The sequence below is a fragment of the Muribaculum gordoncarteri genome, from assembly GCF_004803695.1.
GTDB classification, from domain to species: Bacteria; Bacteroidota; Bacteroidia; order Bacteroidales; family Muribaculaceae; genus Muribaculum; species Muribaculum gordoncarteri.
The window spans coordinates 1-12,031 of record NZ_CP039395.1 but is presented as its reverse complement, the minus strand read 5'-3'; the positions used below and the strand labels follow the sequence as shown (position 1 = coordinate 12,031).

The 12,031-nt window shown below is 41.8% G+C and carries 10 protein-coding genes; 3 read left to right on the top strand and 7 right to left on the bottom strand.

Features of this window, described 5'->3' with window-relative positions:
* Positions 1 to 56: 56 nt before the first annotated feature.
* The 3 genes from E7746_RS14985 to E7746_RS14975 all read right to left on the bottom strand — a co-directional run bounded on the left by E7746_RS14985 (position 57) and on the right by E7746_RS14975 (position 1,490).
* Positions 57 to 236, bottom strand: a complete 180-nt coding sequence (locus tag E7746_RS14985) for a hypothetical protein (RefSeq protein WP_136411390.1) — start codon at positions 234 to 236, stop codon at positions 57 to 59.
* Positions 237 to 419: 183 nt separating this feature from the next.
* Positions 420 to 596: a plasmid partition protein ParG gene (locus tag E7746_RS15405; protein WP_354271014.1), complete on the bottom strand. Its 177-nt coding sequence runs from the start codon at positions 594 to 596 to the stop codon at positions 420 to 422.
* Between the two features lie 147 nt (positions 597 to 743).
* Positions 744 to 1,490: a ParA family protein gene (locus E7746_RS14975; RefSeq protein WP_136411388.1), complete on the bottom strand. Its 747-nt coding sequence runs from the start codon at positions 1,488 to 1,490 to the stop codon at positions 744 to 746.
* A 312-nt stretch (positions 1,491 to 1,802) separates the two neighbouring features.
* Between E7746_RS14975 and E7746_RS14970 the strand changes: the two genes are divergently transcribed.
* The 3 genes from E7746_RS14970 (at position 1,803) to mobV (ending at position 6,235) form a co-directional block, all read left to right on the top strand.
* Complete coding sequence (locus E7746_RS14970; protein ID WP_136411387.1) at positions 1,803 to 3,467, top strand: hypothetical protein; 1,665 nt, start codon at positions 1,803 to 1,805, stop codon at positions 3,465 to 3,467.
* A 203-nt stretch (positions 3,468 to 3,670) separates the two neighbouring features.
* The gene (locus tag E7746_RS14965) at positions 3,671 to 4,153 is read left to right on the top strand and encodes a hypothetical protein (protein ID WP_136411386.1); all 483 of its coding nucleotides are present in this window, start codon (positions 3,671 to 3,673) and stop codon (positions 4,151 to 4,153) included.
* A 381-nt stretch (positions 4,154 to 4,534) separates the two neighbouring features.
* Positions 4,535 to 6,235: a MobV family relaxase gene (mobV, locus tag E7746_RS14960; RefSeq protein WP_136411385.1), complete on the top strand. Its 1,701-nt coding sequence runs from the start codon at positions 4,535 to 4,537 to the stop codon at positions 6,233 to 6,235.
* A gap of 118 nt (positions 6,236 to 6,353) precedes the next feature.
* Here mobV and E7746_RS14955 read toward each other — a convergent pair whose 3' ends face one another.
* The 4 genes from E7746_RS14955 to E7746_RS14940 all read right to left on the bottom strand — a co-directional run bounded on the left by E7746_RS14955 (position 6,354) and on the right by E7746_RS14940 (position 11,919).
* A complete protein-coding gene (locus E7746_RS14955; protein WP_136411384.1) occupies positions 6,354 to 6,917 on the bottom strand; it encodes a recombinase family protein in 564 nt (187 codons plus the stop codon).
* Positions 6,914 to 8,335: an AAA family ATPase gene (locus tag E7746_RS14950; RefSeq protein WP_136411383.1), complete on the bottom strand. Its 1,422-nt coding sequence runs from the start codon at positions 8,333 to 8,335 to the stop codon at positions 6,914 to 6,916. The genes E7746_RS14955 and E7746_RS14950 overlap by 4 nt, the downstream gene beginning before the upstream one ends.
* Before the next feature lie 505 nt (positions 8,336 to 8,840).
* Positions 8,841 to 11,027 (bottom strand): peptidase domain-containing ABC transporter, encoded by a 2,187-nt coding sequence (locus E7746_RS14945; protein WP_136411382.1) that lies wholly within the window; start codon positions 11,025 to 11,027, stop codon positions 8,841 to 8,843.
* A 1-nt stretch (position 11,028) separates the two neighbouring features.
* Positions 11,029 to 11,919, bottom strand: coding sequence for an outer membrane beta-barrel protein (locus E7746_RS14940; RefSeq protein ID WP_136411381.1), 891 nt, complete (start codon positions 11,917 to 11,919; stop codon positions 11,029 to 11,031).
* Between the last annotated feature and the right edge of the window lie 112 nt (positions 11,920 to 12,031).

Below are 12,031 nucleotides of genomic sequence, written 5' to 3'. Positions count from 1 at the left end.
CCCAGCGGCAGTGTATGTTTCTGGTTGTTTCTGTTCTGCCGCTGGGGCAAATTTGATTACTGGCCGGCTCCGCTCGAACAGGTGCAAATAGTCTCTTCTCCTTTGGCTGTTTCAAAGGAGAGAGCTTTCTGACCAGCTCCGGAAGAGCATGAACATTTGCCACCGTCTTCAGAAGCCTGTCCAGCTCCTTTGGTGCACTCGCAAACTCCGGCGAGTCCACCTCTTACTTCAACCATTTCTTGAAGAAGTAAGGTTTCAATCTTGGGAAGATTCATGATTCTTCGTTGTTAAAGGGTTACGGCAATATTACCGATTGTAAATATACACAAAAAGAATTGATTACAGAAATATTTTATTTTTTTTACTTAAATTATTTGGATAAATGGATTGAATTGTGTATGAATAAGTGGATGGGATGGTCATTGTTCTGTTATATATCTGAGGATAAAGTCCTCGATTACACTGGACATAGATTTGCCTCTTGTGGCACATGCTGCCTTGAAGCGAGACTGTAGTTCTTGGTCTATATTGAATGACGTTGGACGCTTGTTAGATGCTCTTGTGGCTGTATCTACTGTGGTTGCCCCAGCGAGCATATTGTCGATAGGTGATGGTATGACTGCTGGTTGAGTACCATTTTGAGGTACTGTCAAAGTCTTATTTTTAGCCATGAGAAACGGTTATTTATTTAGTGATTTTGATAATTAGTGAAATATTGATTTTGCTAATTATTTATTTAGTGATTAGAGCTTGCTATCAAGTTCGGTCACTAATGCTTGAAAATCTTTAGCCCCATTTGCATCGGGGTTAAAGCTGACAATATCAGTAAAATCGAAGGCTGCTTTGGATACATCATTATTCTTTCGGATTACAGTGGAAAGAACTCTATCACCGTACTTAGATCTGACATCTGTTTCTATGGCTTCTGTCATGGTCTGGCCTTTTTCGTAGATGTTGAAGAATATGTAGTCAATGTGTATGCCGGGATTTAGCACCTGCATTTTTACACAAAACTGATCCATCATAGATAATCCATAGTTTGACATAAGATCGGCCTTCATAGGTACGATTAATTTATTGGCGGCAGTAAGTGCGTTGATTGTAACTAATCCGAGAGCCGGAGGACAGTCCAATAGGATATAGTCGTAAATGGAGCTGAATGGATCAAGAAGACCCTTCAACACTCTTTCCCGGTTGAACATCATCTGTAACTCCAAATCAATTCCCGCCATATCAAGTCCACTTGGAACGATATCGAGATTTTCACGGATTGGATAGATGGGAAGATTGAGCTGCTCACGAATTGCGTGGTAAATAATTCGTGGGGGAATGTTTTCCATGAAGTGCCGGGTAAGATTGGCTTGGGTATCTAAGTCAACCATCAACACTTTCTTCCCTCTTGATGCCAATACCGCTCCGATGGATGCGACAGAGGCGGTTTTACCGACTCCGCCCTTATGATTGGCTATTGCTATTATTTTGGCTTTCATTAATGGTGGGGTTAAGGGTTATGTCTTAGTTTGACAATGCAAAGATAATAATAATTATTGAATTACCTAAATAGTGTTTTATTCGTTTAGTGTTTTTGCTATGCTACTAAAATAAGAAAGGGAAAGGTAATGGATAGTAATTATTGAAAAATATAATTAGCGATAGTGGTAATTAGTTATTTAGTGTTGGGGTTTGGGTAATTCCGAGAAATGTTATATCTTTGCAAAAGTGTAAAAGAAATTTCATTGATAATATACGCCCCCTTAATGGGGCACGAGGAACGAGTGCCCCACTGTTCAAAATTTTAGATTATGAGTATAGACTTTAGTAAGGTTGACTTGAATAATTTTGATTTCGATACTCTTCCTGCGGATGAGTACCGGGAGTTTCTTCAGGCTTGGTCGGATTACCATGGTCGGTTGAACCGTGTTTCTGTGGATGTGTTGGAGAAGGAGTTTGAGCGTAAATCCGATTATCTTCAGTGTGGGGAGCATTATGAATTGTCAGAGCTTTATCCTGATGAGTTTGTCGAGTTGTTGTTTGAGAGGAAAGCCTTTGAACAGGGTGAGGGGATTATTCCTTTTGAGGAAGTACAGAGTTATGAATACCAGCTGTGGTTGAAGCAGAAGATCCGGAACAAGGCTTTGAGGTCAGAGTCCCCCAATTCAGATGATGCACAGTCAGAGAAGATCGACTATAGTGGTTATCGTATGTGGAGATATAATCCTGTGGTCTTCTACAAGGATGGAAAGAAGAATAGACATAGGTTGTTGTTGAAGGATGATGGTGAGAGTCTGAGTTTTCTCAATGGGCGGGATTTTGCGATATTGTCCCCGGTGACTTATGTAGGGCGCACCAACTCTTATAGGAACGCTCGGTTTCTTTATGCCTTTGCGATAGATCTTGACGGTGTGAGTATGCACGAGGTCCGGATGTTGTTGCGAGGTATGACAACAGGGGTTTATCCGGTTGCCAATATCATAGTCAATTCAGGGCATGGGATTCATGTGTATTACCTGTTGAAGCGTCCGATTGAAATGTTCGCTACTCGCCTTGATGCGTTGAATAAGATGAAACGTGGTTTGACCAAGATTGTGTGGCTCGTGTCAAAACTTGGTGCGGAGAGGGCGCAGGTTCAGAGTGTGGTGCAGGGTTTCCGTGTGCCGGGCACCAAGACAAAGTTCGGCAAACCTATCCGGGCGTTCTGGAACCGTTCCGCGCCCATGCACACGCCGGAGGAATTGAACAGCTTTTTAGGGCGTGCTTTCAGCTTGACAGATGAAGAACTCGGACAGTTGACAGACAAGACACCTCATAATCCGTCTCGTGTGACGCTGAAAGAGGCGCAGGAACGATGGCCGGAGTGGTATGCCTCCCGAGTCATCGGACGCAGGAGAGTGGGCAAGAAATGGCAACTCAATCGTGGCTTGTATGATTGGTGGCTGAATATCCTTAAAGACGGTCAGCAGGTGGAAGTGCATCACCGGTATTGGTGCATTCTTACATTGGTAGTCTATGCCGTTAAATGCGGTGTGCCTCGCGATGAAGTCCTTGCTGATGCCCTATCTTTGGTTCCGGCTTTTGACCGCAAGACTGAGACAGTGGATAATCCCTTTACGGAGGACGATGTAAACGATGCCATGAGAGCTTATGACGAGGAATATAACAAGTGGCCGATTAGAGTTATTGAAACGACCACAGGAATAAGGATCGAGCGAAATAAACGCAATAATAGAGGACGTGAGAAACATATTAAACTCATGAATTTTGTCAGGGATAATATCTCTTACCCTGATGGAAATTGGAGAGACGGGAGTGGAAGGAAAAAAGCCACTATCGAGAGCAGTTCTCATGCTAAACTCGTTAAGGAATGGCGAGCGAAGAATCCGGATAGCAAGAATAAATCTTTGTGTGCTCGGGAGACAGGACTCTCAAGACCAACTGTTACCCGTTGGTGGGATTCTGCTATGCAGTAACCACTAAAACAATAAAACATTAAATAAATAAAACAATATATATTGTTTTATTGCTGGGCTTGTGAGTCCGTTTCATACTTCCCTTCAAGAACCATAACCATAGTATGAATGTTATTTGTAAGGAAAATATTTACGCCTGAATATTCAGGTACAATAATTTTCAGAAATATGAATTTTCAAATCAAATAACAAATGCTTTATCAATGGATGAAACAGAAGAAGAAAAGGGTGATTTTTTAGAAGTCAGAAAATCTTTCGAGAAAGATCCAAGAAAGGTCATTGAGATAGAGATGGACAAGGATGGCAGATTCTCTGAGAGAACTCGATATGCTATGGAGAATACTCTGAATTTAAGTCTGCTTTCACCCCCTGAAGGCCCGAAGCTGGCAAGTGAGGCAGAGGCTCTGTTTGTGCTGTCAAAGCGCGGAACTGTTTTGGAAACAACAGAAGCTGATTTCATAGAGGGATATATCTCCCCTATGGTGTACCGTTCTTCCTCGATGAAGTTCCCGCAGGTTCCAATCGCCCCGAAGTTCGTGAAGATGATCAAGGATATGAACGCCGGAAGTGGTGTCCCGCACGCTACGATCACATCTACAATCAACAACATACTCGACCGCTTTTTCAGTGGGTATTTGCTTGTGAGTAACCGTGTCAAAATGGGATACGGCAAGGTCGAGGAATAGCATAGGTATCCTCCGGAGGTCAGTTGTTTCAGGCGGTTCCATCGCTTGCGCGAGAGCAAATTTTTCAAATTTGCCATAGCTTAATAGGGCAAAATATTGGCGAAGCCACCGCATCCACTCTGTTGGGATGCTATATTTAACCCTATTAAGGCATGTGGCTTCGCCCCCTACAACCCCCACAAGGGGAGTGTCCTCTCCCCTTTGAACCCCACCGCCGGGATGACCCTTCCCGGACCCTCGGACAAGGGCTTCCAGCCCCCGTCACCCCCGGGCAGAGAGTGACCCTCTCTCTGCACTCTCCGGCAAAGGGAACAGCTCTGCGGCCGCCGTTTCCCTTGCATCCCTTCTCGGCCGTTTCCGTCCACCTTCCACTGAAAATATATGAGCCACTATACAGTCTGCCATTATGAGAAATGCTACGGTCCACCGGTGTCCTACTCCACCCATATCGAGAGGAAGAAGGCGGACGGAACGGAGCATGTGCCGTACAACATCAAGCGCAGAGACCTTACCAGACATAACAAGGAGTTTATAAAGGAAGCCCGGGAGATTGGCCGCAGCGCAGCCATCGAGAAAAGGCTTGATGCTGTCCGTCATCAGAAGGATGCCGACGGCAATGAATACGAGCGCAAGATCCGGAAAGGTCAGATATGCTGCATCGAGATCCGCCTGAGCGCATCGGTCGAGGGCATGGCTGAGATCATCGAGCAGGGACGGCTGATGGAATGGTGCCGGGAGTCTATAAAGTGGGCGCAGAAGGAACATGGCAAGGAGAATATCGTTAGTGCGGTTCTGCACATGGACGAGGAGACTCCGCACCTTCATGTGTCGCTTGTACCTGTCGTGTCCGGAGAGAGTAAGAAACAGAGGACGACAAAAAAGAGAGCCGCCAAGGATAAGGAGAAAGCGGAGAAAAACGGGGAGGAAGTCCCTAAGAAGAAACGCCGCTACAAGAAAAAGGCGACAGAGGAGACCCTGCGGTTGTGTGCCGATGATGTCATGACCCAGTGGGATCTGAAAAGGCGGCATACCGAGTATGCCATTGCGATGGCTTCTTTCGGGCTGGAGAGGGGCGAGGAGGGAAGCCCTGCCAAGCATAAGGATCTTGCCCAGTATTATAAGGAGCAATACGAGCTGCAACGCGGGCGGCTGGACGAGTTACTCAAGGAACTCGCCGGACAGGAGGACTTGGTAAAGGAGAAGAACCGGGAGATTCTTAAAAAGGACAGTCAGATTAGGGAGCAGGAAAAGGAACTGAACGAGACCAGGAGTGAACTCACTGAAAAGAAAAATGAGATAGCCCGGCAACAGCAGCAGCTCGACAAACTTCTTCCGTTGATAGTGAAGGCGCAGGATAGGCTCGATACTTATACTGAAGCCGGAGAATATGCCGAGGGTCGCATAGAGTCCGCTGACCGTCTTCTTCAGGCGGTGGACAGCAGGGAGAAAGAGGTTGCCAAGGTTGAGAAGGAGGCATTGGAAAGGATAAACAACGCCTCGATAAGTTTCCTTGCCAAGAAAGAGGTTGAGAGGCTTGCAAAGGAGAATGCGGAGCTGAAGTTGCTCGTGTCCGGCAACGCCACCGCACTGGAGAGAGAAGCCGCTGCCACTCGGCATGAGAAAGCCGGGAGAGTGAAGGCGGAACAGGAACTGCAACAGCTGAAGGAGACCGTGTCCGGCTCACAGACCGCACTTGAACGCAGACATCCCGATGAAGCCCGGTTGCTCAGGGAACTTGTGTCGATAGAGATAACCAATCCCGAATGGCAGGATTGTATCCTTGATGGGGGTGTGCTTCGTCTGAAGCCGTATGCGTTTACAGATCCGGCAACAAGGAAACGTATTCCGGATGAATACTGTCAGGCTACAGAGATAAAGGTCGAAGGAGAGGGAAAGGATTCCTTTATATCCATCTGCGGTAAGCGTATCTCCGATTTCTTCCGGGATATCTGGGCAAAGGTGAAGGCTGCACTTGGAATAAAGCAGCGTCAGGAGGAAGAGAAAAGGAAGCAGCAGACACAAAAGCCGGACACCGGACAGACTCAGGAACCACCGAGGAAAAGCAGGGGAAGGAGAATGTAGGGATAATACGTTCTTACAGTCGGCTCGCCGTATAAACCGTAGGTGCGTAGCCTAATACGCACCAGTCAAGGACAGGTGCGCTTCCATGATTGGAGCCGATGCCGGACAGCAAGCTGAATTATGTTGTTTTCTTGCGTTTGTCGATGGCTCTGTAAAGGGTTGCCCGGCTGATTCCGGTTGCCTTGGTTATCTCATCTATCGAGTGCAGCTTTGAGTCGTACATCTTCAGAGCGGTAGATACTTTGCTTTCATCAGACTTTGGTCTGCCTCCCTTACGTCCTCTTGCCCTCGCAGCTTCAAGTCCCTGCCTTGTGCGCTGCCGTGTGAGGTCTCTCTCAAACTGTGAGAGTCCGGCAAAGATTGTGAGCAGTAGATTGCCCTGTGGTGTGGTGGTGTCGAGCCATGTCTCTCTCAGTGATTTTATCGACGCTCCGGCTTCATGTATCCTCTCGATGATTGAGAGTAGTTCCTTGACGGAACGCCCCAGTCGGGTAAGTTCCGTTATTATCACGGTGTCTCCGGAACGGAGTGAGTCCATCATCCTGTCAAGTTGCGGACGCTCCTTTTTAACTCCGGATATCTTCTCACTGTATATCCGCTCACATCCGTTCTGAGTGAGCAGATCTGTCTGCCCCTCGAGGTTCTGCCCGGTGGTCGATACTCTTGCGTAGCCTATGATCATGGGTGGAATAGTTGGTCTCCGGTAACCTGAATGGGGATCTCAAAAGAATTGCTGTTCTGGAGAACACCATTTGATGTAATGAGGATTGGATGTGCGACTTTGCTGCGTGGAATATAAAGGTCGAATATGCTTAGCCTGTTGTGAATTTTTTTCAGTTCACTGTCGGTCAGACTATATCCAGCCGGGGCATATTTAATTTCACAGATGTTGATTACATTGTCGGCTCTGTCTATGATAAGGTCGATCTGTGCGCCGGAATGCTCATCATTCTTCTTGACATGCCATGAATAAAGATTAGCAAGGATGCCGGAAATGCCAATGGCATATTTTATTTGTCTGGTATGCAGGAGGCACACTCTTTCAAAGGCAAGTCCGCACCATGTGTGATATGTCGGTGTCTGCATTGTTCTGACCCAATACTCTTCATCGATACCGTGTGCCATTTTCACGAACTGATAGTAGAACAGGGTATAGCAATCGACAAGCTGATAGATTGCATCCCTGAGTCTTTTATCAAGATGGCAATATTTACGGACGAATCCACATTCTATAAGATCCTCCAATATGCGACTGATATGCCCATTGTTATCAAGTTGTGCTTTTGTTATAATCTCATCTCTGGTTAATCCGGCTTTTTTTCCAGATAGGGCTTCGACAACCTTTATATACTTTTCAGGCGTATTGAACATGGATGAGTATATATAGTTGAATTCATTGTGCAGTTCTCCTTCCTCTTTCAAGAAAAGATTATTGATGTTCATACCCATGCTCATATTACGTTCCAACTTTGCCCAATAGAACGGCACACCACCCATGACCATGTATCCCTCGATGATCGTGTTACGGTTAAAAGGTAATTTCATAGACTGTACCAGTTCTTCACATTCATGTAGGGAGAATTGTTGGAGCCGGAGTTTAAATGTCACACGGTTGTATAACCCTCCCTTGTTTCGGAATATTTTGTTGATTATCCAAGACGTAGCACTTCCACATATTATTAGGAGTATATCCTTTCTGGCAGAGGCCCATCCATTCCAAAAGTGCTCAAAGGCCGGAACAAACTGAGAATTGCGAGCATCCATCCAAGGAAGCTCATCAATAAATATTACTTTTCGGGCATCATCAGATTTCTTTATAAGATGTTCCAACAGAAAAAAAGCATCGAACCAATCTTTGGGTGGAGCTTCTGTTGGATCTAAACCTTGCTCAAGCAGATTTTGATAGAAGACCTTCAGTTGTCGCTTAGTGCTTGCCTTGAATACACCACTGTAATGGAATGTGAACTTATCCTCAAATGTTTCCCTGATAAGATAAGTTTTACCGATGCGACGGCGTCCATATACCGCCACAAACTCTGAATGGTCAGAATCGTAGGCTCTTTTTAGTTTGGAGATTTCTTCCTTGCGTCCTATAATCATTGGTTGGTATTTTTTGCAAAGATACAAAAAAAATATCGAAATCGTGGCTATAAGTGGGTTTTAATAGGCATTTGTAGCCGCAATTCGATTGGGGTTGAGCTTCACTTAGAGGATATATATTGAGGAAATAATCGACTTATTTCCAAAAGTGGTATAAATTTACTACTTATAGCCGGAAATCGTGATTCTCAAAAATTAAAGATTGAAACATTAATGGTATTTTGATTTTGACACGCCTTTTGGAACGTAAAAAGGCTGGATCCTCGATACCGGGAACCAGCCTTTGAGATTGTCTCAAAAACGGTTATTTTAGAGAAGATGTTTGTAAACGCATTCACCATTCCCATTTGGGTAAGGAAGAGTTAGCAGTATAATGCCGATTATTATTACGAAAAGAATCCCTATTAAAGTTCCGTATCGTATTAATAAGATCGGTTCTTCTCCTAATAATTTCTTTACCTTATTTGAATGAATGTCGGAATCTGTATTCATTGTATTCATAATATTATAAGCCGAGTTCTAATTGATTATGGATTAGGTTATAATACTTACCTTTTTGTGCTATCAAGGAATAATGTTCTCCTGATTCAACAACTTTCCCTTCGTCTATCACAATGATTTGATCTGCATTCTTTACGGTAGATAAACGATGAGCTACAACTACAACTGTTTTTCCACTATAAAATTTATTTAAATTTTCTACAATTATCTTCTCATTCTTTGCATCTAGGGCATTTGTTGCTTCATCAAGGAAGATAAAATCCGGATTCTTATATACAGCTCTGGCAATCAGAATGCGCTGCTTCTGACCTTGGCTAAGACCCATACCGTCTCGTCCTATCTGAGTGTTGTATTTCAATGGAAGGCTCATAATGTAGTCATGAATATTAGCTATTTGTGCTGCGTATTCAAGACGTGTATAATCAATGTCTCCATCTTCTACTGCAATATTTCGTGCTATAGATTCGGAAAATATAACTCCATCTTGCATTACAACACCACAGTGACTTCTCCAATCTTTTAGGTTTATATTTCTAATATCTTGATTTTGGATAAGGATACTACCAGAGATATTGGAATAATATCCAAGTATTAATTTTATTAAAGTAGTTTTTCCGCTACCTGAACTACCAACAATAGCAGTAATCTTTCCAGATGGGATGTTAAGGGTGATGTTATCAAGGGTTTTAGTTAGAGCGTGGGAATCGTATGAAAAACTAAGATTCTTGATGGTTATTGTTTTGTCTGATAGATTTGTTATGTTATTCTTAATGTGGTTATCCTCATTTTCAGCATTATGAATTTCATTTATTCGTTCAAGTGATATTTTCACATCTTGAAGCGAGTAAATAAACGCTACAACTTGCTCTATAGGACTATTAAGTTGACCGATAATGTATTGAACTGCAAGCATCATACCTAAACTCATATCGCCGGAAATGACACATGTAGCAGTTATCACTGTGATTACTATATTCTTAATTTCATTTATAAAGACACCTCCGGATTCTTGTTGTAGCTGTAATTTAAGAGAATCCATTTGAACTTTAAATAAGTCGGCCTGAGTATCTTCCCATTCAAGACGACGGCGAATTTCACAATTTTGTAATTTAATTTCTTGTATTCCTGTAATGAATTGATATGTTCTATTTTGATTAGCAGCTTGTTGCTCGAATAGATTATAATCTATTTTTCTACGCTTCCTAAGGAAAAGAGTTATCCATGTAGCGTATAAGAAACTTCCAATAAGGAAAATAAGAAATACGGTTATATTATAATAGCACAGAACAATGCCAAAAATGAAGAAACTCAGAACAGCAAAAGAAATTTTAAGTATTTGAGATGTGAGAAATTTTTGAATTCTATCATGGTCACTAATTCTTTGAAAGATATCCCCCATTAATTTTGTATCAAAGAATGACATTGGAAGTTTAAGCAACTTTATAAAAAAGTCACTAACAATAGATATATTTATTCTCATTGAAATATGGAGTAATAGCCAATTTCGTATGACGTCGGTTATAGTTCGTCCAATGACTATTGTGAGTTCCCCAATTAGAATGAGCCAAATTAAACCAATATTTTTAGTGTGAATTCCAGTGTCGACAATTGATTGAGTTAGAAATGGAAATAATAATTGCATACAACATGCAAAAATCATACCTACTATAATCTGGATAAAATATAGCTTGTGTTTAAAAATATATTTTGATAAGAACTTGAAATTACGTTCATTATTAATGGTGTCATCTTTTATAATCCCGAATTTCTCTGTGGGTTCAAAAAACATTGCTAACCCTTTTTCTTTATTATCAGACGTTAAGGAAATAAAATGCTGACTAAACTCTGTCTCATTGAGAACTAATTTTCCTTTTGATGGATCGGCAATATAAAATTTATTGTTCTTTATTTTATAAAGAACAATAAAGTGATTTTGATTCCAATGAAGTATTGCTGGTAAAGGGCATTCTCTAAGTTCCTGTATACTTACTTTGCCAGAAATACAGTGTAGTCCCAATGTATCCGAGAGGTCAGATAATCCTTTAAATGAAACTCCGTCTTTTGAGGCAGTACAAAATTTATTTAAAAACTTGACTGAATACTCTTGTCCCCAATGATAACAGATCATAGCCATGCAAGCTAAACCACATTGCATGGAATCGAGTTGCTTTATAAACTTAAATGCTCGCATATTATTTTTTTAATAAGCCAGAGTCTGCATCACCATTATCAAATTGAGGAGTTGCCCTATTTTGGTTTTTCCCGAATGAAAAATTCCAAGATAATGAAACACTAATCATGTTGGCTCGATCCTTTATTCGTATCTGAGAGAAGTTCTGAACAATTGCAGATCCAACAGTCCGCTCACTTTCATTAAACGATTTTCCAAAAGGCATAAACCAATCAATTCCTAATGATAGATCTTTTATGGGTCTATAAAGAGCTCCGATAGACCAGCACTCGGCTCTAGGTCTTATTAATTGTCCTTCGGCTATTTTTCCGGGATATTGATAGAAAATTTCGAAAGTCCATTTTTTTAGGTTAATTCTTGAATTCATCATCCATTGGAATCTATAACCATCCCACTTGTAGTTTTCTCCGCGACCATGAACTTTAGCCCCTATGACTCGCGACCATATTGTCCATACATTTTTACCTAATGGCTTGATTGTGAAGTCTAATTGACTAGATAATACAGAATAATGCTTTAGATTTACAATGGTTTCTAAAACATAATTCTCTGTGTCTATAAAGTAGTTGCAAATACGGTCAGGAGAATAACTATAACCTAATTTTAATGATAGATTTAAATATTTGTTGTTGGTTACTCCGGTTATATATAAATCATGTTTTTTATAAGGTTTAAGAGTGCTATTTCCATGGTAAACCAATTTGGTGTCAATCCATTGATTGGTTTCACTTAGATCAGCTATAGTTGGAATATCTCCGATATAATCATAATTTATCCTAAATTGCAAATTCCGTTTAGGTGCATAATATATACCAATTGAAGGAGAAGGTATCCACATATTATAGGATTTTTCTATGGATGAAGATGAAGTGTGGTATCCCCTGATACCCATCTCAATTTGATATATAATTTTTCGTTTACGACCTATTAATTGAATCGACGTCCAAAATTATTGTTTTTCTGAAAAAATGGGAGATCATCATAATCTAGATACTTACTATATT